This window comes from Streptococcus hepaticus (assembly GCF_043656315.1).
Taxonomy (GTDB): Bacteria; Bacillota; Bacilli; order Lactobacillales; family Streptococcaceae; genus Streptococcus; species Streptococcus hepaticus.
On sequence record NZ_JBINIY010000001.1, the window covers coordinates 187,860 to 211,410 of the forward strand.

The 23,551-nt window shown below is 42.3% G+C and carries 24 protein-coding genes and 1 tRNA gene; 20 read left to right on the forward strand and 5 right to left on the reverse strand.

Going from position 1 to position 23,551, the window contains the following annotated elements; all coding sequences use genetic code 11:
- Positions 1 to 59 precede the first annotated feature (59 nt).
- The gene (locus tag ACHUFA_RS01010) at positions 60 to 317 is read left to right on the forward strand and encodes a DUF896 family protein (protein ID WP_222347033.1); all 258 of its coding nucleotides are present in this window, start codon (positions 60 to 62) and stop codon (positions 315 to 317) included.
- Between the two features lie 71 nt (positions 318 to 388).
- Here ACHUFA_RS01010 and ACHUFA_RS01015 read toward each other — a convergent pair whose 3' ends face one another.
- The 5 genes from ACHUFA_RS01015 to ACHUFA_RS01035 form a co-directional block, all read right to left on the reverse strand.
- Complete coding sequence (locus ACHUFA_RS01015) at positions 389 to 1,069, reverse strand: potassium channel family protein (RefSeq protein ID WP_222347032.1); 681 nt, start codon at positions 1,067 to 1,069, stop codon at positions 389 to 391.
- Positions 1,070 to 1,080: 11 nt separating this feature from the next.
- Complete coding sequence (locus ACHUFA_RS01020) at positions 1,081 to 2,430, reverse strand: TrkH family potassium uptake protein (RefSeq protein ID WP_222347031.1); 1,350 nt, start codon at positions 2,428 to 2,430, stop codon at positions 1,081 to 1,083.
- A gap of 100 nt (positions 2,431 to 2,530) precedes the next feature.
- On the reverse strand, positions 2,531 to 3,046 hold the full coding sequence (locus tag ACHUFA_RS01025; RefSeq protein ID WP_394404657.1) for a DUF3278 domain-containing protein: 516 nt from the start codon (positions 3,044 to 3,046) through the stop codon (positions 2,531 to 2,533).
- A 10-nt stretch (positions 3,047 to 3,056) separates the two neighbouring features.
- Entirely contained in the window at positions 3,057 to 3,515 is a 459-nt protein-coding gene (locus tag ACHUFA_RS01030; protein WP_394404658.1) for a hypothetical protein, read from the reverse strand.
- A 9-nt stretch (positions 3,516 to 3,524) separates the two neighbouring features.
- Positions 3,525 to 3,713 carry a helix-turn-helix transcriptional regulator gene (locus tag ACHUFA_RS01035; RefSeq protein ID WP_222347028.1) on the reverse strand — a complete coding sequence of 63 codons (189 nt, stop codon included), beginning with the start codon at positions 3,711 to 3,713 and terminating at the stop codon, positions 3,525 to 3,527.
- A 239-nt stretch (positions 3,714 to 3,952) separates the two neighbouring features.
- Between ACHUFA_RS01035 and rsmH the strand changes: the two genes are divergently transcribed.
- From rsmH to ACHUFA_RS01130, 19 genes are all read left to right on the forward strand, one after another.
- Positions 3,953 to 4,906, forward strand: a complete 954-nt coding sequence (gene rsmH, locus ACHUFA_RS01040; protein ID WP_222347027.1) for a 16S rRNA (cytosine(1402)-N(4))-methyltransferase RsmH — start codon at positions 3,953 to 3,955, stop codon at positions 4,904 to 4,906.
- A 9-nt stretch (positions 4,907 to 4,915) separates the two neighbouring features.
- Positions 4,916 to 5,239: a cell division protein FtsL gene (gene ftsL / locus ACHUFA_RS01045; RefSeq protein ID WP_394404659.1), complete on the forward strand. Its 324-nt coding sequence runs from the start codon at positions 4,916 to 4,918 to the stop codon at positions 5,237 to 5,239.
- A gap of 1 nt (position 5,240) precedes the next feature.
- A complete protein-coding gene (gene pbp2x, locus ACHUFA_RS01050) occupies positions 5,241 to 7,496 on the forward strand; it encodes a penicillin-binding protein PBP2X (protein WP_394404660.1) in 2,256 nt (751 codons plus the stop codon).
- A 1-nt stretch (position 7,497) separates the two neighbouring features.
- Complete coding sequence (mraY, locus tag ACHUFA_RS01055; protein WP_394404661.1) at positions 7,498 to 8,496, forward strand: phospho-N-acetylmuramoyl-pentapeptide-transferase; 999 nt, start codon at positions 7,498 to 7,500, stop codon at positions 8,494 to 8,496.
- A gap of 114 nt (positions 8,497 to 8,610) precedes the next feature.
- The gene (locus ACHUFA_RS01060; RefSeq protein ID WP_394404662.1) at positions 8,611 to 9,954 is read left to right on the forward strand and encodes a DEAD/DEAH box helicase; all 1,344 of its coding nucleotides are present in this window, start codon (positions 8,611 to 8,613) and stop codon (positions 9,952 to 9,954) included.
- A gap of 13 nt (positions 9,955 to 9,967) precedes the next feature.
- A complete protein-coding gene (locus ACHUFA_RS01065) occupies positions 9,968 to 10,192 on the forward strand; it encodes a DUF4059 family protein (RefSeq protein ID WP_222347022.1) in 225 nt (74 codons plus the stop codon).
- 12 nt (positions 10,193 to 10,204) lie between these two features.
- Positions 10,205 to 11,122: a thioredoxin-disulfide reductase gene (trxB, locus tag ACHUFA_RS01070; protein ID WP_394404664.1), complete on the forward strand. Its 918-nt coding sequence runs from the start codon at positions 10,205 to 10,207 to the stop codon at positions 11,120 to 11,122.
- A 10-nt stretch (positions 11,123 to 11,132) separates the two neighbouring features.
- Positions 11,133 to 11,669, forward strand: coding sequence for a YceD family protein (locus tag ACHUFA_RS01075; RefSeq protein ID WP_394404665.1), 537 nt, complete (start codon positions 11,133 to 11,135; stop codon positions 11,667 to 11,669).
- A gap of 76 nt (positions 11,670 to 11,745) precedes the next feature.
- Positions 11,746 to 13,170 (forward strand): NADP-dependent phosphogluconate dehydrogenase, encoded by a 1,425-nt coding sequence (gndA, locus tag ACHUFA_RS01080; protein WP_394404666.1) that lies wholly within the window; start codon positions 11,746 to 11,748, stop codon positions 13,168 to 13,170.
- Between the two features lie 3 nt (positions 13,171 to 13,173).
- Positions 13,174 to 13,863 carry a response regulator transcription factor gene (locus ACHUFA_RS01085; RefSeq protein WP_222347018.1) on the forward strand — a complete coding sequence of 230 codons (690 nt, stop codon included), beginning with the start codon at positions 13,174 to 13,176 and terminating at the stop codon, positions 13,861 to 13,863.
- Positions 13,864 to 13,959: 96 nt separating this feature from the next.
- On the forward strand, positions 13,960 to 15,072 hold the full coding sequence (locus tag ACHUFA_RS01090) for an AI-2E family transporter (protein WP_394404667.1): 1,113 nt from the start codon (positions 13,960 to 13,962) through the stop codon (positions 15,070 to 15,072).
- 75 nt (positions 15,073 to 15,147) lie between these two features.
- Complete coding sequence (nrdR, locus tag ACHUFA_RS01095; protein ID WP_222347016.1) at positions 15,148 to 15,621, forward strand: transcriptional regulator NrdR; 474 nt, start codon at positions 15,148 to 15,150, stop codon at positions 15,619 to 15,621.
- 3 nt (positions 15,622 to 15,624) lie between these two features.
- A complete protein-coding gene (locus ACHUFA_RS01100) occupies positions 15,625 to 16,776 on the forward strand; it encodes a replication initiation and membrane attachment family protein (protein WP_394404668.1) in 1,152 nt (383 codons plus the stop codon).
- The gene (dnaI, locus tag ACHUFA_RS01105) at positions 16,773 to 17,675 is read left to right on the forward strand and encodes a primosomal protein DnaI (protein ID WP_222347014.1); all 903 of its coding nucleotides are present in this window, start codon (positions 16,773 to 16,775) and stop codon (positions 17,673 to 17,675) included. The genes ACHUFA_RS01100 and dnaI overlap by 4 nt, the downstream gene beginning before the upstream one ends.
- On the forward strand, positions 17,668 to 18,384 hold the full coding sequence (locus tag ACHUFA_RS01110) for an NADPH-dependent oxidoreductase (protein WP_394404669.1): 717 nt from the start codon (positions 17,668 to 17,670) through the stop codon (positions 18,382 to 18,384). The genes dnaI and ACHUFA_RS01110 overlap by 8 nt, the downstream gene beginning before the upstream one ends.
- A 10-nt stretch (positions 18,385 to 18,394) precedes the next feature.
- Entirely contained in the window at positions 18,395 to 19,705 is a 1,311-nt protein-coding gene (der, locus tag ACHUFA_RS01115) for a ribosome biogenesis GTPase Der (RefSeq protein ID WP_394404670.1), read from the forward strand.
- Positions 19,706 to 19,805: 100 nt separating this feature from the next.
- The gene (locus ACHUFA_RS01120) at positions 19,806 to 20,189 is read left to right on the forward strand and encodes a hypothetical protein (RefSeq protein ID WP_222347011.1); all 384 of its coding nucleotides are present in this window, start codon (positions 19,806 to 19,808) and stop codon (positions 20,187 to 20,189) included.
- Between the two features lie 44 nt (positions 20,190 to 20,233).
- Positions 20,234 to 20,306: transfer RNA gene (locus tag ACHUFA_RS01125), tRNA-Ala, on the forward strand.
- A 105-nt stretch (positions 20,307 to 20,411) separates the two neighbouring features.
- Positions 20,412 to 23,507: a pilus expression-regulating Snf2 family helicase gene (locus ACHUFA_RS01130; RefSeq protein ID WP_394404671.1), complete on the forward strand. Its 3,096-nt coding sequence runs from the start codon at positions 20,412 to 20,414 to the stop codon at positions 23,505 to 23,507.
- The last annotated feature ends 44 nt before the right edge of the window (positions 23,508 to 23,551 follow it).

Consider the following 23,551-nt stretch of genomic DNA (forward strand, 5'->3'; position numbering starts at 1 on the left):
CTGATTTCTAGTGATTTTCCTAAAATTCAGTCACTTTCTGGTCGCTCTTGGTATCTTAAATGTCACCAGAAAAAATCGCTCGTATTAACGAGCTTGCCAAAAAGAAAAAAACAGTTGGCTTGACCGGTGAAGAAAAGGTTGAGCAAGCTAAATTACGCGAAGAATACATTGAAGGTTTCCGTCGTTCTGTTCGTCACCACGTTGAAGGAATCAAATTGGTGGACGAAGAGGGAAATGATGTGACTCCTGAAAAACTTCGCCAAGTCCAACGCGAAAAGGGTCTCCATGGTCGTAGTTTGGATGATCCGAATTCATAGAATGACTGGTCCTCTCGCAAATCGTTGCGAGGGGATTTTTGCAATCAAAAAAACCAGAACAATTGTCTGGTTTAGAGGATCTTATTTGTATATTCTTCAAAGTGGTCGACAGTATTATTATCTGTTACTGCCATGATGAGTTCGTCTTCGTTGAAGACATAATCAGGTGTCAGCTGAATATGAAGTTGGCGATCCTTGTCATATTTGCTGCGGTAACCGATGATGTTCATCATGTATTTTTGACGCAGGTTCAGTTGAGCAAGTGTTTTTCCTAACCATTTTGTTGGTGGTTGGAATTCAACGATAGAAATATTACCATCTAGTTCTACCAACTCTGTTGTATCGTGGTGGAGGAGGTGTTTAGCAAGAGAGATTCCTGTTTCGCGTTCGGGTGAGATGACACGGTCAGCACCAATTTTGAGAAGAACCTCGCGAGTCGTTTTACTTTTTGCCTTTGCGATCACTTTTGGGACTCCAAGCGCTTTACAGTGCAGAACAGCCAAGACGCTTGATTCTAAGTTATTACCAGTGGCAACCACAACTGTATCGCAAGAACCGATACCAGCTGCACGAAGCAAATCCTTGTCAGTAATGTCACCCACGACACCGCGAGCAAGAATGGCTTCCATTTGATTGATTTGGCTTTCATGGTTGTCAACGGCAATGATATGGCTATTATATTTGGCGAGGGTTTTGGCGATATTGGTTCCAAAGACTCCCAAGCCAAGAATTCCGATAGTTTGTACAGGCATGTTGTCTCCTTTTAGACGATCATAGTTGATTTTGCATATTGGATATTTTCTTCGCGAGAAGATTTACGGTTTGAAATACTCATGAGAATAGACATAGGACCGATACGACCGAAGAACATGAGGGCTACGATAACAGCCTGCCCAGCATGGGACAAAGTAGGCGTGAGATTTGCAGTTACTCCGACAGTTGCTAAGGCAGACATGACTTCAAAAATAAGAAAGAGAAGTGGTTTTTCAGGATCTGTGATCGTAATGGCGAAGAGGCCTAGGATAAAGGTCATAAGAAAGACACTGAAGAGAGCGACAGTTTTTCGAATCGTCACAGTGTCAATGGTCCGTGACATGAAATTTGTATGGGTTAAACCAAGGATTTCACTCCGAGCAAAGAGGACTAATGCAAGGAAGGTGGTGATTTTCAATCCACCAGCTGTCCCCCCAGGTGCGCCCCCTAAGAGCATTTGAAAGACATAGAGTAGAAGCGTGAACGGATTAGCTTTTGTGTAGTCAATCGTAGCAAAGCCTGCTGTTCGCATTGTAACTGTCTGGAAGAAACTTGCGAGAACCTTATGTCCCAAAGAAAAGTTACCGATGGTTGCTGGATTGTTAAATTCTGTTAAGAGAGAGAGGCTTGTTCCAGTGACGAGAATAAAGGCTGTTAAACTAACGACGACCTTGGTATGGAAAGATAGCTTTCGGCAATGTCCCTGCTTTGTTAAATGGGTTTTCAAGTCAAACCAGACGGAAAAACCAAGCCCACCCATAATAATCAGAGCTGCAATCACCAAGTTGATGATTGGAACAGTCGCATAGTCAATCAAACTACTTGCTCCCATATTATCAAAACCAGCGTTACAGAAAGCAGAGATAGCCAAGAACAAGGAAGTAAAGAGTCCTTTTGCAAGCCCAAATTTGGGAATGAAATGGAGAGAAAGTAGCAAGGCTCCCAGCAGTTCTACTACAAAGGTAAACTGAAAAACAGAAAAGATAAATTGTTGGAAGTTACGGGTATCGTCTCGGCTGAGACTTTCTTGTAGTGTTGCAATATTGATAAAGCTCAGTCTTCGGCGTGCTTGCAATGAAAACAAGCCGATAAAACTAATCAAACTGAGCCCGCCAATTTGCATGAGCATCATACAAATGATTTGGCCAAATGTTGTGTAGGTCTCAGCAACGGGAACTGTAAAGAGTCCTGTTACACAGACCATTGATACGGTAGTAAATAAATTATCCCAGTAATATGCCTGTGAAGTGGCTTGCTGGGAAACAGGCAGGCTTAGTAAAATAGATCCTGTTAGAATAACCCCAAGAAAACTCATGATAATTCGCTGAGTGGGGGTTAGTTTAGTCCTAAAAATAGGCATGATTCCCTCAAAAAGTTTCTGTTAAAATTAAATATGAAGATATTCTACCACATTCTAAGAAAAAAGAAAGAGAAAGCTACCAATTTGGTAACTTTTGAGCCTATTTTCCTTTGTAAGCACGGACAATCAGTGACATAGAGGCGCCGAAGACAAGTCCACCAAGAATTCCACCGATGATGAATTGAGGTTTTAGGAGGAGTGGGAAAAAGGCGATGTTGTCTGACCATGCTGTTTGAATGCTAAGGTAAAAATACATGAAAATTCCAAAGAAGAGCCCGGACTTGAGTCCTGCGTGCTTCATTTTTTTTCGTTCGACTGGAGTGAGTTCTTCTTCATCAAATTTTTTAATATCGGTCAAATCTGATTTGATCATGACATAAAAGAAGGTGGCAAATAGCCCCAACATGAGAAAACCAGGATAGGCAATCGCAACGACCTCAGGAAATCTCATCCCAAGAAAGATAGCCAAGACATTGCCAATTATAATCAACCAAGATAAGTAGATGAAGCAGACATTGCCAATTCGATCAGCTTCGCGGTGCTTGTATTCATCAAGTGGGCCAGTAATACCATAAAATCGTTTAATCATCTTTTCTGTGAAAGTTTCTTTGTTCATCATATTTCTCCTATTTTTTATCTAATTCTTTGAGACGAGCTTCTGTTTGAGTGATAGTGATAATGAGGAAGGTCACGGGAATGGTACCGATAGGATTACAGAAAGATGTCTTCCCTGTAATATATTGCAGGAGGCTGTTTAACGGCCATGCCCAGGCAAGCACGGTAGGGATGAGGTACCAATGCAGGCGTAAAGTTTTCTTTATCTTTTCATCCAAATCAGACCAGTGTTTGAAAAGAGCATTCTGGTATTGAAGGACTGCACTGAATAGTGGAAAGGTAAGAGTAGATAGCAAGAGTAGGAGAAGTGGCGTAGTACTTCCTGACAAGCTATGAATTAAACTATTTAGCATCACCGCTCCTGTGAAAATCAGAAGTGCATACAAGACGATTTTACTGCGTTTAATAATTGTTTCTTCTTCTGGTAATTGTAAATCTTGACTAGAAAAGATCCATTTTATAACATTCATCCAAATCACCTACCTATTCCAAAATAAGCTATTGAGGTCAGTCTCTAGTGTTTCTGCTAATTTGATGCAGAGATCTAGGGAGGGATTGTATTTGTCGTTTTCAATCATATTAATTGTTTGCCTAGACACGCCAATAGCTTGTGACAAGGCTAGCTGTGACAAGCCGGAGTTGGTTCGAAATTCTTTAACGCGATTCATAAGACCTCCTGAATAGTGTCAATTATACACGACACTTTGGGATAAAATTTTTTTGGTGTTCTACCAAAAAGTCAACTATATTTGATACAGATAGTTTACAACTTTTGAAGAAGTGTGTCAATTATATCTGACATATTTTTTGAAGAAGTGTGTCAATTATATCTGACATATTTTTTGAAAAAGTTTTCAAGGCAGGAATTTAAGGAGCTTTTTTAGGAAGTGTGATATAATAAACAGATATGACAAAGGAATTTAACCATACAACTGTGCTCTTGCATGAGACAGTTGATTTACTAGATATTAATCCAGATGGTATATATGTTGATGCAACCTTGGGTGGAGCTGGACACAGTGAGTATCTCCTGAGCCAGTTGAGCGACAAGGGGCATTTGTATGCTTTTGACCAAGACCAGACGGCGATTGACAACGCCCACATTCGTTTAGCGCCCTTTATTGAAAAGGGGATGGTGACCTTTATTAAGGATAATTTTCGCAATCTCAAGTCACGTCTAGGGGAGCTAGGTGTAAGTGAAATTGACGGCATTTGCTATGATTTAGGAGTTTCAAGTCCACAGCTGGATGAGCGGGAACGTGGTTTTTCTTATAAAAAGGATGCTCCGCTGGATATGCGCATGAATCGTGACCAGAGCTTATCAGCTTTTGAGGTGGTCAATACCTATGACTACCATGATTTGGTGCGTATTTTCTTCAAGTATGGAGAAGATAAGTTTTCTAAGCAAATTGCTCGTAAAATTGAGCAGGCTAGAGAAGTTAAACCTATTGAGACGACGACAGAATTGGCAGACATCATTAAGTCAGCTAAGCCTGCTAAGGAGCTCAAGAAAAAAGGTCATCCTGCCAAGCAAATCTTCCAAGCTATCCGAATTGAGGTCAATGATGAATTGGGCGCTGCCGATGAGTCTATTCAGCAAGCCATTGATTTGTTGGCTTTGGACGGTCGGATCTCGGTGATTACCTTCCATTCTTTGGAGGACCGTTTGACCAAGCAATTATTCAAAGAATACAGTACGGTGGATGTGCCGAAAGGTTTGCCCTTCATTCCAGATGATTTGAAGGCGCCACTTGAGTTGGTCAATCGTAAACCAATTTTGCCAAGTATCGAGGAATTGGAAGCCAATAATCGCTCTCATTCTGCTAAATTACGTGTGGCTAAAAAAGTACATAAACACTAGGAGAAATCCATGTTACAAGATAAACGAAGAGATGTCGCAAGACGAGTGATTGAGGAAAAAATTAGAACTTTTTCAAGAGTGGAAAAGGCTTTTTATGCTAGTATTGTTTTTTCAGGTCTTGTATTAGCTATTGGCATTGTCTTTGTTCAGACCCGTCTTTTGCAAGTCCAGTCAGATATGGCAACGGTCAACCAAAAAATCAGTGCCAAGCAAGCTGAGTTAAGCGACGCACAGCAAGCTATCAATGAATTAACTCGAAAGAACCATTTGACAGAAATTGCAGGGAAGGCTGGCTTGACCTTTAATAACAACAATATCGGAGTAGCTGAGTAGTATGGCAAATAGGAAAAATAGAATAATACGGTATGCGCTAAAGAACCGTTCCTATCCTTCTAAAAACCGTCGAAGAGTGGGGCAAAGCCTCATTCTTTTGACAGTTTTTATCTTTTTTGTTTTCTTGATAAATTTTGCGATTATCATTGGAACAGATACCAAGTTTGGTCAAAATTTATCTGAAGGTGCAGCGAGAGTCCATCGGATGACGGTTACCAAGCAGGCAAAGCGGGGAACAATTTACGACCGGACAGGAATGCCGATTGCTCAGGATTCAACAACCTATACGATCTACGCAATTATTGACAAGGATTACGTCTCGGCCTTGAAGGAACCGCTGTATGTGCAAAGCAGTCAATTTGACAAGGTAGCTGAAATTCTCAACAAGAAGTTGGGAATGAAGAAAGAGTTTGTCATCCAGCAGTTGAATCTTCCTAATTTGAGCCAAGTTTATTTTGGAACTGCAGGGAAAAATATTTCCTATTCAACCATGACGGAGATTCAGTCGACCATGAAAAAGGCGGGAGTTAAAGGGATTAATTTTGACACCAGCCCAGGTCGGATGTATCCAAACGGTAACTTTGCTAGTATTTTTGTCGGTCTCGCTCAGTTAGCGGACAATGATGATGGCTCACAAAGTCTGGTTGGTCAAACGGGAATGGAATCTGCCTTGAATGGAATCTTGTCTGGTCAAGATGGTGAGATTGTCTATGAAAAAGACAGCAAGGGTCGGATTTTGCCAGATACAGCTGACATCAAAAAAGAAACGATTGATGGTCAGGATGTTTATACCACGCTATCTGCTGATTTGCAACGATCTTTGGAAACCAATATGGATGTCTTTTACAAGGATACAAAGGCTGTTAATGCCAGTGCTACCCTAGTTTCTGCTAAAACAGGGGAAATTTTGGCGACGACGCAACGCCCGACTTTTGATGCAGATACCAAGGAAGGCTTGAGTGAAAAAGACTTTTCATGGCTATCTCTTCTCTATCAATCTCAGTATGAGCCTGGTTCAACCATGAAGGTGATGACGCTGGCAGCAGCTATTGATAGTGGGAAATTCAAGCCCAATGAAGTCTACTATAATGACAAGTATGATATCGCCGACGCAACCATTAAAGACTGGACTGTCAATACTGGTCGCGAACCGCAATACCTGAACTATGCCCAAGGATTTGCCCTGTCAAGTAACGTGGGAATGACACGTTTGGAGCAGGCTATGGGAGATGACCTTTGGCTCCATTACTTGTCTAAATTCCGCTATGGTTTTCCAACACGTTTTGGAATGACAGATGAGTCAGGGGGGATGTTGCCAGAAGAGAACATCGTTTCCTATGCTATGACGTCCTTCGGTCAAGCTATTAACGTAACCCATTTACAAATGCTGCGTTCCTTTAATGCGATTGCCAATGATGGGGTTATGCTGGAACCCAAATTTATCACGGGAACCTATGATCCCAATACGGATACTTCACGGGTTTCACAGAAGGAAGTGGTGGGAAATCCTGTTTCAGCTGATGCTGCTAGACAGACACGAAATTATATGATTGCTGTCGGTACAGACCCCTATTATGGAACGCTTTATTCTAAGGCGGCAGGTGGGGCAGTCATCACAGTAGATGGCTATGATATTGCTGTTAAGTCAGGGACTGCCCAAATTGCCAAGTTAGATGGGACGGGTTATATGGAAGGAAATAACGACTACATCAACTCAGTTGTAGCCATGATTCCTGCCGAAGATCCACAGTTCATTATGTATGTGACCCTGCAGCAACCAACGAATTTCACCCTTCTTTCTTGGCAATCAATTGTTAATCCTGTCCTAAAAGAAGCGATGTTGTTGAAGGATAGTTTAAATTTGGATACACCAGCGCAAGCCTTGACGACTGTCATCGGTGAGACAGAGTACAAATTAGGAAATATCGTTGGTCAAAGTCCAGGTACAACAGCAGATGATCTTCGTCGCCATTTGGTACAACCTGTTATTTTAGGAAATGGTTCAAAAATCAAGAAGGTATCTGTCAAAGAAGGCAGCAACGTATCAGCCGATCAGCAGATATTGCTACTGACCACGGATTTTACAGAACTGCCTGATATGTACGGTTGGACCAAGGAAAATGTCAAGATATTTGAAAAATGGACGGGGATTGAAATCACCTACCAAGGAAGTGGAGATAAGGTTACCGCGCAAAGTAGTGACACTGGCACCTCTCTCAAAAAATTGAAAAAATTAACCATTACACTAGGAGAATAATATGTTTTCGGCTATTTTAGCAGGGATTGTTGCCTTTGTCGCAACCGTCCTCCTCATGCCACAATTTATCACCTTTTATCAGAAAAAGCGGATAGAAGGTCAACAGATGCACGAAGATGTCAAGCAACATCAATTTAAGGCTGGTACCCCCACAATGGGTGGAACTGTCTTCTTGGTAGTAGCCATTCTGGTCAGTCTTCTCTTTGCTCTTGTTTCAAATAGGATGACAGGGGCAGTCTTTGGTGTTCTTTTTATCCTCATGCTCTACGGAGTGGTTGGTTTTTTGGATGATTTCTTGAAAATTTTTCGTAAAATCAACGAAGGTTTGAATCCAAAGCAAAAATTGATTTTGCAGATTGTTGGAGGATTGGTCTTCTATGCAGTTCATGTAGCTGGAAATGGTGGTGGTGAACTGAATATTTTCGGTTATCACCTTCACTTGGGCATTCTCTACATCGCTTTCGTCCTCTTCTGGCTAGTCGGTTTTTCAAATGCCGTTAATCTGACAGACGGTATTGATGGCTTAGCCTCTATTTCGGTTGCTATTAGTCTTATAGCTTATTCAGTTATTGCAGTTAAACAAGGTCAATACGATATTCTTCTTGTCTGTGTAACCATGATTGGGGCGCTTCTTGGCTTCTTTGTCTTCAACCACAAGCCAGCTAAGATTTTTATGGGTGACGTGGGAAGTCTAGCTCTAGGCGGGATGCTTGCAACTATTTCAATTGCCCTCCATCAAGAATGGACCTTGCTCTTTATCGGCTTGGTTTATGTCTTTGAAACCTCATCGGTTATGATGCAGGTGAGCTACTTCAAGTACACTAAGAAAAAATATGGGGAAGGTCGTCGGATTTTCCGTATGACTCCTTTCCATCACCATTTGGAATTAGGTGGCCTGACTGGTAAAACTAAAAAATGGTCGGAATGGCAAGTTGACTTCTTCCTTTGGGGAGTTGGTCTGGTCATGAGTTTGATCACTCTAGCTTTTCTATATTTGTAATTTAAAAAATCAGCCTAGTGCTGGTTTTTGTTTTTGTCAGAGAAGGTCAGTTCAGATTTTGCCAGTAAAGGAAAAAATTTGCTATAATAGGAATAAGTAGAAAAAGAGGAAACTATGAAATTTACAGAATTTACATTAAAAAATTACATTCAGGAAGCTCTAGTAGCTATCCAATTTATCACGGCGACAGAAGTACAGGAAAAGTTGATTCCGGTTGTCTTATCAGGACGTGACTTGGTTGGCGAGTCCAAGACTGGTTCAGGGAAAACACACACCTTCTTGATTCCGCTTTTCCAAAAATTAGATGAGAATCAAGACTTTGTACAGGCAGTAATCACTGCTCCATCGCGTGAGTTGGCGACGCAGATTTACCAAGCGGCCAAGCAAATTGCTGACCACTCTGAGACAGAGATTCGTGTGGTGAATTATGTTGGTGGGACGGATAAGAACCGTCAGATTGAGAAGTTGCAGTCTAGTCAGCCTCACATCGTTATCGGGACACCAGGACGGATTTACGATTTGGTGAAATCTGGTGATTTGGCGATTCACAAGGCAACAACTTTTGTGGTGGACGAGGCCGATATGACCTTGGATATGGGCTTCTTAGAAACAGTAGATAAGATTGCATCTAGCTTGCCAAAACACTTGCAATTTATGGTCTTTTCAGCGACTATTCCGCAAAAATTGCAGCCATTTTTGAAGAAATATTTGTCTAATCCTGTCATGGAAAAAATCAAGACTCAGACTGTCATTGCTGATACTATTGAAAATTGGTTGGTATCGACAAAAGGTCGTGACAAGAATGCACAAATTCTCCAAATGACAAAAATCATGCAACCCTACTTGGCAATGATTTTCGTCAACACCAAGGAACGTGCAGACGAATTGCACAATTACCTTTTGTCAAATGGCTTAAAAGTGGCAAAAATTCACGGAGACGTGCCACCGCGTGAACGCAAACGCATTATGAACCAAGTGAAAAACTTGGATTTTGAGTATATCGTAGCAACAGATTTAGCGGCGCGTGGGATTGATATTGAAGGTGTCAGCCATGTCATCAACGATGCGATTCCGCAAGACTTGTCCTTCTTTGTTCACCGTGTCGGTCGTACAGGGCGAAATGGCTTGTCTGGAATTGCCATTACTCTTTATCAACCAAGCGATGATGCGGATATCCGTGAGTTGGAGAAGATGAATATCAAGTTCCAACCTAAGGAAATCAAAGACGGCGAATTCCAAGATACCTATGATCGTGACCGTCGTGCCAATCGTGAAAAGTCAAATGAGAAACTGGACTTGGAAATGATTGGATTGATCAAGAAGAAAAAGAAAAAAATCAAGCCAGGTTACAAAAAGAAAATTAAGTGGGCTGTGGATGAAAAACGCCGTAAGACTAAGCGCGTAGAAGCGCGTGCTAAAGGACGTGCAGAGCGTAAAGCTAAACGCCAAAGCTTTTAATTGAGGTGGGCATATGTTGCAAATGATTTTAAGCCTCTATCTGCAAAGTCTCCTTTTTTCAGCTATTATTGTCTTGCTTCTAAGCCTGATTTGGTTTGCAAGACGAGCTGGGAAGGGGCTAGATAGGACTGCTAACGACCGCCATCAGTTTTTAATGGATTTGTTGATGATTAATGTTATGACAATCCCGATACTTGCTTTTGGAATTGTCGGCATTCTCATCATGTTTAAGGTTTAGAAAGTAGAAAATATGTACGATACAATTATTATTGGAGCGGGGCCAGCAGGGATGACTGCGGCTCTCTATGCTGGTCGCAGTAACCTCAAAGTGGCGCTTTTGGAACGTGGGATTTACGGCGGTCAGATGCAAAATACGGCTGATATTGAAAATTATCCAGGCTATGCTAATATTTCAGGCCCAGAATTGTCTGAAAAAATGTTTGAACCTCTTGAGAAGTTTGGTGTAGAACACCTCTTTGGACAAGTAGTTCGCATTGAAAACGAGGGATTAGTCAAGAAAGTCATTACCGAAGATGAGACTTTGGAGACAAAATCGATTGTCCTTGCTATGGGTGCTAAACACCGTCTTCTAGGAGTCCCTGGCGAAGCGGAATATAACAGCCGCGGTGTATCTTACTGTGCTGTCTGCGATGGAGCTTTTTTCCGAGAACAAGACCTTTTGGTTGTTGGTGGAGGGGATTCTGCAGTGGAAGAAGCAGCTTTCTTGACTCAATTTGCCAAATCAGTAACCATTGTTCACCGTCGTGATCAACTTCGTGCGCAAAAAGTTCTTCAAGATCGTGCCTTTGCCAATGAAAAAATCAATGTCATATGGGATAGTGTGGTAGAAGAAATCAAGGGCGACGACCGTAAGGTTCAATCTGTTGTCTTGAAAAATGTTAAAACTGGTGAAGTGTCAGAACATGCCTTTGGCGGCGTCTTTATCTATGTCGGACTAGATCCAATGACAGAAGCGGTAGCTGATTTGAACATAACAGATGAGGCTGGCTGGATTGTAACCAATGATCTGATGGAAACAAGCCAAGCAGGGATTTTTGCCGCAGGCGACATCCGTCAAAAACACCTTCGCCAAGTGACAACAGCTGTTGGAGATGGCGCTATGGCTGGCCAGCAAGTCTACAATTACTTGACAGCCTTGGAAGGATAGAAGGTGGACCATGTTTCATATTTATGATATTCAAAAAAATCCAGAAGGCATTTCTTTTGAGAAAAATCTAGAAGTGACGGAAGAGCTCAAGGCGCGAAATAGTGAAATCCTTGATTTATCAGCTGTTCATGCTCAAGGAAGTGTCCGCTTTGAAGCAGGTTTTTACTTCTTAGACTATATCATGTCCTATACCATTACCTTGGCATCCAGTCGCTCGCTCAAGCCTGTTGAGAAGGTAGAAACGGTGACGGTTAATGAAATTTTTGTGGCAGATGAATCCGTCCTAAAGGAAAAAGACTTGGTGGACGCAGATATGGTCTTGGTGGTAGAAGATGAACAAATTCGCTTGGATGAAAGCGTAGCGGACAACATCTTACTCAATATTCCGATGAAAATTTTAACGCCCGAAGAAGAAGCAGGGGCAGACTTGCCTTCTGGAAGTGACTGGACTCTTTTGACCGAAGAAGATTTCCAAGAAAGTCAGCAGGAGAAAAAAGAAGCAGCTAGTCCTTTTGCCCAGTTACAAGGGCTTTTTGACCAAGAATGAAATTGACAGAATATTTGCAAAATCGCCCCTTTTGGTGTACAATAAACAAGATAAACTATTACAGAGGAGCAAACTCATGACAAAAGCAAACTTTGGTGTAGTAGGGATGGCCGTAATGGGTCGCAACCTCGCCCTCAACGTTGAATCACGTGGTTACACAGTTGCCATTTACAACCGTTCAGCAGATAAAACAGAAGATGTGGTTGCTAGCAACCCAGGTAAAAAATTAGTACCAAGTTATGATGTGGAATCTTTCGTAAATTCGATTGAAAAACCACGCCGTATCATGCTCATGGTGCAAGCTGGTAAGGGAACTGATGCAACGATTCAATCTCTTCTTCCTTATTTGGACAAGGGTGATATCTTAATTGACGGTGGGAATACTTACTTTGAAGATACCATCCGTCGTTCAAATGAATTGGCTGACTCAGGTATTAACTTCATCGGAACAGGTGTTTCTGGTGGTGAAAAAGGTGCCCTCGAAGGTCCTTCTATCATGCCTGGTGGTCAAAAAGAAGCCTACGAATTGGTGGCGGATGTCTTGGAAGAAATTTCAGCAAAAGCACCAGAAGATGGGGCTCCATGTGTGACCTATATCGGTCCTAACGGTGCCGGTCACTACGTAAAAATGGTGCACAACGGTATTGAGTACGGTGACATGCAATTGATTGCTGAGTCATATGACCTTATGCAACACTTGCTTGGTTTGTCAGTAGACGAAATGGCTGAAATCTTTACTGAGTGGAACCAAGGTGAATTGGATAGCTACTTGATTGAAATCACTTCTGATATCTTGAAACGCAAAGATGATGAAGGTCAAGATGGTCCAATCGTAGATTATATTCTTGATGCCGCTGGTAACAAAGGGACTGGTAAATGGACAAGCCAACAATCACTTGATTTGGGTGTGCCATTGTCACTCATCACTGAGTCTGTGTTTGCGCGTTATATCTCAACTTACAAAGAAGAGCGTGTACATGCTAGCAAGGTTCTTCCAAAGCCAGCTCAATTTAACTATGAAGGCGACAAGGCTGAATTGATTGAAAAAATCCGTCAAGCCCTTTACTTCTCAAAAATCATTTCTTATGCACAAGGTTTTGCACAGCTCCGTGTGGCTTCTAAAGAAAACAACTGGGACTTGCCATTTGCAGATATCGCGTCAATCTGGCGTGCAGGATGTATCATTCGTTCACGTTTCTTGCAAAAAATCACGGATGCTTACAACCGTGAAGCAGACTTGGCTAACCTTCTCTTGGATGAATACTTCCTTGATGTAACGGCTAAGTACCAACAATCTGTTCGTGACGTTGTGAGTCTTGCTATTCAAGCAGGTGTGCCAGTGCCAACCTTCTCAGCAGCTATCACTTACTTCGATAGCTACCGTGCAGAAAACTTGCCAGCTAACTTAATCCAAGCACAACGTGACTACTTCGGTGCCCACACTTATGAACGTAAAGACAAAGAAGGGATCTTCCATTACTCATGGTATGATGAAAAATAAGATATGGCCAAGAAGATTTTAATTGCAGGTAAAGAGCGAAATCTGTCGCATTTTGTATCCATGGAATTGCAGAAAAAAGACTATATTGTGGATTACGCAGCGACGGGGCAAGAAGCGCTCCAGCTTGCAAATGAAACAGATTTTGATCTTATTATCATGAGTTTTCAGTTATCTGATATGACCAGTAAGGACTTGGCTGCTAGTATTCTTAGAATCAAGCCAGCAACGGTCATCATTGTGGTTGCGGAGCCGGATGAAGCGGAACGATATGGTGATGAAATCCGTTCTTATGCGGTTTCTTACACCATAAAACCCTTTGTCATTCAAGACTTGGTTGGTCAAGTAGATATGATTTTCCGTGGTCGTGATTTTATTGATGAGCATTGTAAGCAGGTGAAATTGCATGCGGCTTATCGTGATTTAAAGATTGATTTTCAAAATCGGACGGTGACGCGTGGGGCAGAATTAATTTCCCTTACCCGTCGCGAATATGACCTATTGGCGACTCTGATGAACAGTCAGGATACCATGACACGGGAACAGTTACTGGAAAAGGTCTGGCAGTATGAATCTGGAACGGAGACAAATGTCGTGGATGTTTACATTCGTTATCTTCGAGGAAAACTAGATTTGCCAGGTCAATTATCCTATATTAAAACCATTCGTGGTGTTGGCTATGCCATGCGTGACTAATGGAATATCAATTGCAATCAGATGAGGGTTCTCTCATCTGATTTTTTGGTAGATTTAGTGTATAATAGTTAAAAATTTCGTGAAAAAGGAAGTTCTATGAAGACTACATTTAAAGAAAAAATACTGCTGATTACCTTTTCTGCCTTGGTACTCTTAGCGGTGCTGCGATATGAGGAAATGTTGAAGTTGATTTCTCTTCTGTTAGGAAGCGTCAATTCGCTATTGATCGGAGCTATTTTTGCTTTTGTCCTCAACGTTCCCATGAAAAAATTAGAGCACCTTATCGAGAAGGTGCCGTTTTTAAAAAAATCCAGCCGTCCCGTAGCTATTGCTGGGGTTTTGGTAGCCTTTGCTTTGATTGTAACGGGCTTGGTCATGATTATCCTGCCGACCTTGACGACCACCATCTCTCAACTCGTTAGTGTAACCAATGAGGCGATTCCTAAGCTTGTCTCTACGCTACAAGAAAATGGCATTCTATCAAGTAAGGTAGGGCAACAGGTTAATGGATATGTCAGCAAGTTTACGGGTTGGGATAGCTTGTCGGGCTATCTTACCAAGTTTTTAACAGGTTTGGCAAGCAATGTTTCGGGAATTTTTTCAAATGTCTTAACCTTGATTATGGCTTTCTTTTTCACACTGAGTATTCTAGCCAGCAAGGAACACTTACAGCATATGACCTCTAAGTTGCTCCATGCAATTTTTCCAAGAAGAGTGGTTCAGAATGTGACCTATGTGGGGGAAGTGATTATTGATACTTACGACCGCTTTCTCATGAGCCAAATCGTGGAAGCCTGTATTATCGGACTCTTGGTTTTTACAGGCTATTCGCTATCAGGGATTCCTTATGCAGCGATGGCAGGGATTTTGGCGGGTGTGCTTTCCTTTGTGCCTTACATTGGTCCTTTGTCGGCTTGTTTGATTAGTGCCCTTTTTGTGGCGGTGCAAAATCCGCTCTTGGCCCTGTGGTCTATTGTTCTCTTTCAGTTGATTCAGCTGATTGAGGGGAATGTTATTTATCCGCGTGTGGTGGGGCAATCCGTTGGTCTTCCGACTTTGTTTACCCTCGCTGCAGCCTTAATCGGTGGAAATCTCTTTGGTCTTTTGGGAATGGTTTTCTTTACGCCGATTTTCGCAGTTCTATATCGCTTGGTTCGTGAATGGACCTATGACCGCTTGGCGGAAAAAAAGAGTTTGGAAGAGGAGTGAGTTCAGCTTACTCCCTTTTATTATGCCTAGAAGTATGGTACAATGAGATGATAATGATAAAATGGGGGAGAGAAGATGCGTTGTCCAAAATGCAATAGCTTGAAGTCCAGTGTGGTAGATAGTCGGCAGGCTGAAGATGGCAATACAATCCGTCGTCGTCGTGAATGTGAAAAGTGCGATTATCGTTTTACAACCTATGAGCGCGTAGAAGAAAAAACGCTGGTTGTGGTCAAAAAAGATGGCACGCGTGAGCAATTTTCGCGTGAAAAAATCTTTAACGGTATTATCCGCTCTGCGCAAAAACGACCAGTTTCTAGTGCAGAAATTGATGACGTTGTTAATCGCATTGAACAAAAAGTTCGTGCCCAAAGTGACAACGAAGTGGAAAGTGATGTCATTGGTAACCTCGTCATGGAAGAACTGGTGGATTTAGATGAGATTACCTACGTTCGCTTTGCTTCTGTCTATCGCTCTTTCAAGGATGTCAGTGAGTTGGAAATTTTGCTTAAGCAGATTACTAAATCGGGCAAGCACAAAAAGCAGGATTAAGCTATGAAACCAAACGATACCTATGCCTACTTGGCTGGTCAGCAGATGACACCAGATTTTGCTAGTTTGGCAGTTTGTTACCAGCCTATTCTAGGTTTGGAGGCGACAGCACTCTATCATTACCTCTGGTCTTTTTATGACAATGGGGCTGGTCGTTATAAATTTAGCCGTGTACTCAATCATTTGGGCTTGGGGACGCAGGCTGTTGAAGCGGCTATGGATCTCTTGTCTGCTATGAAACTGTTGGACGTTTATCAGGTAGATGAGGAAGTGCGTCTGCAAGTTCTCCCTCCCCTATCTAAGCAGGAATTTCTCAAACATACTCTCTACCATTCTCTTCTCGTGAAAAAAATTGGGGAACCTGCAGTTCAGTTACTCTCTCAGGATTTACCCGCAATTGAGCAGAAAATCACCAAGCAATTTTCAGATGTTTTCTCAATGGAAGGACAAGTTCAGATTTCAATTAAGCCCTTAAAAGACTTCGATATGGTTTCTTTTAAGCAGTTAATGGCACGGGATTACTTGCGTTTTCACGATGAACAAGCAGATACACTGGCTTTACACCATTTGTCTGAGAAAGCTGGATGGACTTGGTTTGAAGCCTATCAAGTTGCTAAGGAAACGGCGATTGATTTTGTCATTTCCACCAAGCGGATGGAACAAAAAGTACAGAATAAACCTGTGAGCAAGGGGCAATTTTCTAGTCAAGAACTTTCATTGATTCAAGAAAGTAAAAAACACAAGCCAGTTGATTTCTTACAGTTGCTTAAAAATAGTCGTAAGGCAGCTATGACAGCAACTGAGCGAACCTGCTTAAAAGAAATGGCGCAGCTAGGTTTACTTGATGAGGTCATCAACGCTATCGTTCTTTACACCTACAATCGGGTAGATTCAGCCAATCTCAATGAAAAATATGCTCTCAAGGTGGCCAATGACTTCTCTTATCGTGGCATAAACTCGGCAGAAGCAGCTGTATTAGCTCTACGTGAAGGTACAAAGCCTGTCAAACCAAACTCAAAAACTCCGACAAGTAGCAATGTACCTGAATGGAGCAAAAAAGAAGTTAAGCAAGAAAAAACAGCCCAAGATCAAGAAAAACTGGAGGCGCTTCGTCGCCAGATGTTGGGGCAAGAAAGTAAGGGAGGTGACCTATGAATCCAGTGCAAGAAAACATGAAAACTGAAAATCGCGGACGGAAATCATTTCAAGAGCTCTATGCTGAGATTGTCAGTGATGTGGAAGTGGCGGATTTTATCGCACAGCATGGCTTGACGGAAGAGGAGGTCAGTCGCTCCCTTTCTAAGTTTTTTGAATACCTCAATGAACGGAAAAAATTCCTAGCCAAGGATCCAACCTACATTGCTCTTGGTTACAAGCCTGTTTTGGTTATGAATGAAGGGTACGCAGATGTTTCTTACCAAGAAACGCTGGAATTGGTCGAGTACCGCAAGGCAGAAGCTATTAAAAACAGGATTCAGCTGATTTCGTTGCCAGCTAGTCTCAAGTCTATCACAGCAGTAGATTTAGACTTTGAAGATGTCAATCGTATGCCGATTTACGAAGCAATTAATGAATTTTTGAGTCGGGTCGGACGTGATAACAAAGGACTCTATGTCTTTGGAAATTTTGGAATTGGCAAGAGTTATCTCATGGCCTACCTAGCTCATCAGCTGTCCCTTCGTCATGAAATGTCAACGACCATGCTTCATTACCCAACCTTTGTTGTGGATATTAAGAATGCCATTAGTTCGGGTTCAGTTAAGGAACGGATCGATGAAGTTAAAACAGCAGAAGTCTTGATTTTAGATGATATTGGTGCGGAGCAGCATTCATCTTGGGTACGAGACGATGTCTTGCAGGTTATCCTACAGTACCGTATGCAGGAAAATTTGCCGACTTTCTTCACTTCTAATTTCTCATTTGCAGATTTGGAACGACATTTTTCAGCAGGGAAATCGGGGGACGAAACCTGGCAAGCCAAGCGTGTCATGGAGCGCATTCGTTATCTAGCTCGTGAACTTCATTTAGAAGGGGGAAATCGTCGTCATGAATGAAACTATTGAATTGATGAAAAGGCATGTCTCTGTTCGTTCCTTTACGGGGGAGACTATTCCAGCTGCTGACCTGACAGCGATATTAGAGGCTGGTCAAGCTGCTTCTAGCTGGAAAAATTTCCAGTCCTACTCGATTATCAAGGTGCGTTCGGCAGAACAAAAACAAGCAATATATGATGTGCATCCTCAACCATGGATTTTAAAATGTGATACTTTTTTGATTTTCCTAGGGGATCTTAATCGGGCGGAAAAAGCAGTAACCTTATATCAAGAGGAGTTTCATGCGGATGGTGTGGACAATCTCTTGGTGACTTCTGTTGATGCAGCTTTGGTGGGACAAAACGTCCTCTTGGCTGCAGAGAGCATGGGCTATGGTGGTGTCTTCATCGGTATGATTCGTCAAAATGCAGATGAAATTGCTAGCATTTTGCAACTTCCAACCTATACTTATCCTATTTTTGGGATTGCTTTGGGTGTTCCTAAAAAGCACAATGAAGTCAAACCTCGATTACCACAGGAAGTCTTGGTCTTTGATGAAGTTTACAAAGAGCAGTCTGAAAAGGTCATTCAGGATTTTGACCAGGTTATGACAGACTACGCAGGTGCTCGTCAGACGGAATTGTGGTCAGAGAGGATTGCTCAGCAGTTTGGTCATCCAGAACATCCGATGACAGCAGCATTTTTGAAAGAACAGAAATTATTGAAATAAAGGAGGCCATATGGCTTTACCAACTATCGCGATTGTCGGACGTCCTAACGTCGGCAAATCGACTTTGTTTAACCGGATTGCGGGAGAGCGCATTTCCATCGTGGAAGATGTAGAAGGCGTGACACGTGATCGGATTTATGCGACATCTGACTGGCTCAATCGCAAATTTTCTATCATTGATACAGGTGGTATTGATGATGTTGACGCGCCATTTATGGATCAAATCAAGCACCAGGCTGAGATTGCTATGGATGAAGCTGATGTCATCGTCTTTGTCGTGTCTGGTAAAGAAGGGATTACCGATGCGGATGAATATGTAGCCCGCATTCTTTACAAGACCCATAAACCTGTCATCCTAGCAGTTAACAAGGTTGATAACCCTGAGATGCGCAGTGACATTTATGATTTTTATGCGCTTGGTTTGGGGGATCCATACCCAGTTTCATCTGTCCACGGGATTGGGACAGGGGATGTCTTGGATGCAATCGTAGAAAACCTACCACATGAAGTGGAAGAACAAAATCCAGATATGATCAAATTCAGCCTAATTGGTCGTCCAAATGTTGGTAAATCAAGTTTAATCAATGCGATTTTGGGAGAGGACCGTGTTATTGCTAGTCCAGTTGCAGGGACCACTCGTGATGCCATTGATACACATTTTACTGATGCAGAAGGTCAAAAATTTACCATGATTGATACTGCAGGTATGCGTAAATCTGGTAAGGTTTATGAGAATACAGAGAAATACTCTGTGATGCGTGCCATGCGTGCCATTGACCGTTCGGATGTAGTGCTCATGGTCATCAATGCAGAAGAAGGCATTCGAGAGTATGACAAGCGGATTGCTGGTTTTGCCCATGAAGCTGGAAAAGGTATGATTATCGTTGTCAACAAATGGGATACCATTGAAAAAGACAATCACACCATGAAAAATTGGGAAGACAACATTCGTGACCAGTTCCAATATCTATCTTATGCCCCAATCATCTTTGTGTCTGCCTTGACCAAGCAACGTCTCCATAAGTTGCCAGCCTTGATCAAGCAAATCAGCGAAAGCCAGAATACCCGTATTCCATCAGCTGTGCTGAACGATGTCATCATGGATGCCATTGCCATCAACCCAACACCAACAGATAAGGGTAAACGCCTCAAGATTTTCTATGCGACTCAGGTTGCGACAAAACCGCCGACATTTGTGGTCTTTGTCAACGAAGAAGAACTCATGCACTTCTCCTATATGCGTTTCTTGGAAAATCAAATTCGTAAAGCCTTCGTCTTTGAAGGAACACCGATTCACTTGATTGCCCGCAAGCGGAAATAAATGAAGCCAACCTCCTTTGGGAGGTTTTTTCTTACTAAAATTTAGCGATTTTCCCTATTTATTGTTAGAATAGAAGAACTGATCTGAAAGAGGTGTGTATATGGGATTGGGACAATTAACTGGGACTTCTTGGCATGTTGGGAAATTTACGCGGAGTGAGGGTGATGAAAAGCGTCACCGAGGGCGTTGCCAGTTTTTTGAAAAGGGCTTATGTTTGAAGCTGGAAAATCGTTGTCAGGGCTCTGCGAGATGTGCTATTTATCGAGAACGAAGAGCAGATTTTCAAGAAGAATTACCGACCTTCCGTCAGGTGCTAGAAAAACAATTTTACCGAGGACGCATGGTGGTTCATCCTCAATTTGGGGCAGGACAGATTAAGGATCTCACAGATGAAAAGCTAATTGTGACCTTCTATGGCGACAAAACCATGACCTTTGCCTTACAATTTGTCTTAGAGAAAAATATTTTCCATTTTACCCAGTAATCAAGTCTTGTCAGTTTTCCTCGTCTATGCTAAACTGGAGTCACGGGGCCATAGCTCAGCTGGGAGAGCGTTTGGCTGGCAGCCAAAAGGTCAGGGGTTCGATCCCCCTTGGCTCCATTTTTTGATAAAGCAAAGAAGGTCTAGGCCTTCTTTTTTGCTAGCAAATCCTGTAATAAAGCCTTTTCTTGTGCTATAATAGAGAGATAAGGAAAAGGAGAAACTATGGCCAGAATGATGCCGGGACGGGTCCGTCAAGAGGGAATTGAGCTCTATGAGGCTGGAAAATTAAAGCTGATAAAATCTGCTCATGCAAGTCTCGATTTTGAGATTGAGGGGGAGCAATTTTCCTATGCCCTGGACGAAGAAAAGGTCAGTTGCTCTTGTTCATTTTTCGCGCAACGATCCTACTGTCCTCACCTGGCAGCTGTAGAATATTATTTAAAAAATGATCCAGAGGGAAAAGAGGTTATTGAAAACCTGACACAAACTGGTGCTCAAGAAGAAGAGAGAGAAAGACGGACTTATTTTGGCGGTGTTTTTTTAGATAAGATTTTACCCTCTAAAGAAGAAGTGGGAGTGCGTTATCAGTTGTCTGCTGAGGGGCAACTCATGCTCTATGATCAAAACATTGATTGGACTTTGAAAATCAGCCGCTTACCTGATCAGCGGTCCTATATCATCCGTGATATAGGTGCTTTTTTGAAGATTGTACAAAAAGGTGCTTCTTATCAGATTGGTAAGAATTATTATGAAAAGCTATCCTTTACGGCTTTTGATGATGCTAGTCAGGATCTTTTGCAATTTTTATGGCGCCTCGTTCCAGAAAAGTCCCTTTTAGAAAGTGAAGTTTTGGTGAACTTTGGTCGTCACCTTCGTTTGCCTCTGGCTTTTTTTGAAGAAGGATTGGACCTCTTGCAAGATTTGTCAGCCTTTACCTTTCATCATGAAAATGTGGATTATGATAATGTAGAGCTACAAATTTTGGATGCCCATGCGGGACTCTATCATTTTAGCGTTGAGGTGCAGCCCCAGCTGATTGAGTTGCAGATTGAGGAGAAGCCTAAGCGGGAACTGCTGTACGGTCACTACGTTATCGTTGATAACCGTCTCTACCAAGTACAGCCCCAAGAGGAGCGGATTATAAAGGCTGTAAAAGAGATTTTGTCCAAAGATGACAAGGGACGAAAAACGGTTCAAGTTGATTTTCAAGATAGAGATAAGTTAGCGATCAGTCTCCTGGAATTTGGAAAAATTGGCACAATCACAGCGCCTAAGAGATTTACCATCCAGGATTTTCAGCCCATCTTCCAGTTTGACAAAGAGGGAATGAATGGTATTTCTCTTCAACTTGTGCTGAAATTTGAGAAGTGTCAGATTAGCAGTCAAGAAGAGTTGGACAGACTCCCCTTTGCTTATCATTATCAACATTTGGAGCAGGTTTTTAGTCTTCTGCATGAGGCTGGTTTTTCAAGGCATTTTCAAGGGCAGAAATCCAATTTAGCAGCGCAGGATTGGTATGAATTTTTTGTAAAAACTCTTCCTGGCTTGAAGCGATTGGGACAGGTTGTCTTGTCAAATGCTATCCAATACTTATTTGTTGAGCAGCCGCCGACGATAGAAATTGACCGTAGCGGTTCGCTTTTGGATGTTTCTTTTGACTTTACAGGGATTGAAGAAGACGAAGTAGAAGAAGCTTTGGAGGCGCTTCTTTCAGAGGAAGCTTATTTTACTAGCCGAACAGGCCGTGTCTTGGTCTTCGATGAAGAGAGTAAAAAGGTCAGCCAGACCTTGGCATTTTTACGAGCGAAGTCGGCTGGAAATGGCAGTCTGCAGTTATCGGCTCTGGCTTCTTACCAACTACTTGAAACCTTCTCGGGTCAGGATCGCATTTCTTTTACAGAGAATTTTCAGACTATGGCCTATGAGCTGACTCACCCAGGGGACTTGGTCTTGCCGGATTTACCAATTCAGGCGGAGATTCGTGATTATCAAAAACGGGGGATTCAGTGGCTGTCTACCTTGGACAAGTATGGCTTTGGCGGTATTTTAGCGGACGATATGGGGCTTGGAAAGACGCTGCAATCCATTGCCTTTCTAGTAAGTCATACGACAGCTGACTCGCGGGTATTGATTTTAGCGCCGTCTAGTCTCATTTACAACTGGCAGGAGGAGTGCCATAAGTTTGCTCCTCAGTTGGATGTGGCAGTTATTTATGGCAATAAGGCAGAGCGAGAAAGTTTGCTGGCGGAGAATCATCAAGTTGTAGTGACCAGCTATGCCTCTTTCCGTCAGGATATTGAGCTCTATCAGGCCAAATCTTATGACTATCTTTTCTTAGACGAAGCGCAAGTCATGAAGAACTCTCAGACCAAGATTGCCCAGCATTTGAGGGAGTTTGAAGTGGGAAATTGCTTTGCCTTGTCTGGGACACCGATTGAGAATAACCTCAATGAGATTTGGTCTATTTTCCAAATCGTCTTACCGGGACTTTTACCAGCAAAATTAACTTTTGGAAAAATGTCAGCTGAAGAAGTGGCTAAAACTATTCGCCCCTTTGTCCTCAGGCGGAAAAAAGAGGATGTGCTAGAAGAGTTGCCTGAGTTGATTGAAGTCAATGTTCTCAACGAACTGTCTGATGACCAAAAGGTAATTTACTTGGCTCAACTTCGCCAAATGCAAGAACGGGTGGCTACAGCCAGTGAGTCTGAAATCAATCGCCAAAAGATTGAAATTTTATCTGGGATTACGCGTTTACGCCAAATCTGCGATACGCCAAAATTGTTTATGGATGATTTTGATGGTCAGAGTGGCAAGCTAGAAAATTTGAAAGAATTATTGCTTCAACTCAAGGAAGGCAATCATCGTGTGCTGATTTTCTCTCAGTTCAAGCAGATGTTAGATATTATTGAACACGAACTGGATCAGCTTGGTTTAACTAGTTATAAATTGACAGGTTCGACGCCAACTCATCTTCGTCAAGAGATGACGACGGCCTTTAACACAGGTAGTCGCGATGTTTTCTTGATTTCTCTGAAAGCAGGTGGCGTGGGGCTCAATCTGACAGGAGCGGATACGGTTATTTTAGTTGACCTTTGGTGGAATCCAGCTGCAGAACAGCAGGCTATTAGCCGTGCTCACCGTATGGGACAGACTGAGACTGTTGAATTTTATCGTATGATTACCCGCGGAACCATTGAAGAAAAAATTCAGGAATTACAAGAAAGTAAGAAAAATCTTGTCACTACTGTTTTGGATGGAAATGAAAGCCGCGTAAACATGACTGTAGATGAAATACGAGAGATTTTGGGGATTTCTTAAGCCAGATTTTCCGAAAATGTGCTAATTATGCTATAATACTAGAT

What these genes read in the sequence shown, in the direction of transcription:
- ACHUFA_RS01010 (WP_222347033.1), top strand. Translation starts at nt 60, where the DNA reads ATGTCACCAGAAAAAATCGCTCGTATTAACGAGCTTGCCAAAAAGAAA.
- ACHUFA_RS01130 (WP_394404671.1), top strand. Translation starts at nt 20,412, where the DNA reads ATGGCCAGAATGATGCCGGGACGGGTCCGTCAAGAGGGAATTGAGCTC.
- ACHUFA_RS01030 (WP_394404658.1), bottom strand. Translation starts at nt 3,515, where the DNA reads ATGAATGTTATAAAATGGATCTTTTCTAGTCAAGATTTACAATTACCA.
- dnaI (WP_222347014.1), top strand. Translation starts at nt 16,773, where the DNA reads ATGAATCCAGTGCAAGAAAACATGAAAACTGAAAATCGCGGACGGAAA.
- ACHUFA_RS01035 (WP_222347028.1), bottom strand. Translation starts at nt 3,713, where the DNA reads ATGAATCGCGTTAAAGAATTTCGAACCAACTCCGGCTTGTCACAGCTA.
- ACHUFA_RS01060 (WP_394404662.1), top strand. Translation starts at nt 8,611, where the DNA reads ATGAAATTTACAGAATTTACATTAAAAAATTACATTCAGGAAGCTCTA.
- nrdR (WP_222347016.1), top strand. Translation starts at nt 15,148, where the DNA reads ATGCGTTGTCCAAAATGCAATAGCTTGAAGTCCAGTGTGGTAGATAGT.
- trxB (WP_394404664.1), top strand. Translation starts at nt 10,205, where the DNA reads ATGTACGATACAATTATTATTGGAGCGGGGCCAGCAGGGATGACTGCG.
- mraY (WP_394404661.1), top strand. Translation starts at nt 7,498, where the DNA reads ATGTTTTCGGCTATTTTAGCAGGGATTGTTGCCTTTGTCGCAACCGTC.
- pbp2x (WP_394404660.1), top strand. Translation starts at nt 5,241, where the DNA reads ATGGCAAATAGGAAAAATAGAATAATACGGTATGCGCTAAAGAACCGT.
- rsmH (WP_222347027.1), top strand. Translation starts at nt 3,953, where the DNA reads ATGACAAAGGAATTTAACCATACAACTGTGCTCTTGCATGAGACAGTT.
- ACHUFA_RS01110 (WP_394404669.1), top strand. Translation starts at nt 17,668, where the DNA reads ATGAATGAAACTATTGAATTGATGAAAAGGCATGTCTCTGTTCGTTCC.
- ACHUFA_RS01100 (WP_394404668.1), top strand. Translation starts at nt 15,625, where the DNA reads ATGAAACCAAACGATACCTATGCCTACTTGGCTGGTCAGCAGATGACA.
- ACHUFA_RS01020 (WP_222347031.1), bottom strand. Translation starts at nt 2,430, where the DNA reads ATGCCTATTTTTAGGACTAAACTAACCCCCACTCAGCGAATTATCATG.
- der (WP_394404670.1), top strand. Translation starts at nt 18,395, where the DNA reads ATGGCTTTACCAACTATCGCGATTGTCGGACGTCCTAACGTCGGCAAA.
- gndA (WP_394404666.1), top strand. Translation starts at nt 11,746, where the DNA reads ATGACAAAAGCAAACTTTGGTGTAGTAGGGATGGCCGTAATGGGTCGC.
- ACHUFA_RS01085 (WP_222347018.1), top strand. Translation starts at nt 13,174, where the DNA reads ATGGCCAAGAAGATTTTAATTGCAGGTAAAGAGCGAAATCTGTCGCAT.
- ACHUFA_RS01015 (WP_222347032.1), bottom strand. Translation starts at nt 1,069, where the DNA reads ATGCCTGTACAAACTATCGGAATTCTTGGCTTGGGAGTCTTTGGAACC.
- ftsL (WP_394404659.1), top strand. Translation starts at nt 4,916, where the DNA reads ATGTTACAAGATAAACGAAGAGATGTCGCAAGACGAGTGATTGAGGAA.
- ACHUFA_RS01090 (WP_394404667.1), top strand. Translation starts at nt 13,960, where the DNA reads ATGAAGACTACATTTAAAGAAAAAATACTGCTGATTACCTTTTCTGCC.
- ACHUFA_RS01120 (WP_222347011.1), top strand. Translation starts at nt 19,806, where the DNA reads ATGGGATTGGGACAATTAACTGGGACTTCTTGGCATGTTGGGAAATTT.
- ACHUFA_RS01025 (WP_394404657.1), bottom strand. Translation starts at nt 3,046, where the DNA reads ATGAACAAAGAAACTTTCACAGAAAAGATGATTAAACGATTTTATGGT.
- ACHUFA_RS01065 (WP_222347022.1), top strand. Translation starts at nt 9,968, where the DNA reads ATGTTGCAAATGATTTTAAGCCTCTATCTGCAAAGTCTCCTTTTTTCA.
- ACHUFA_RS01075 (WP_394404665.1), top strand. Translation starts at nt 11,133, where the DNA reads ATGTTTCATATTTATGATATTCAAAAAAATCCAGAAGGCATTTCTTTT.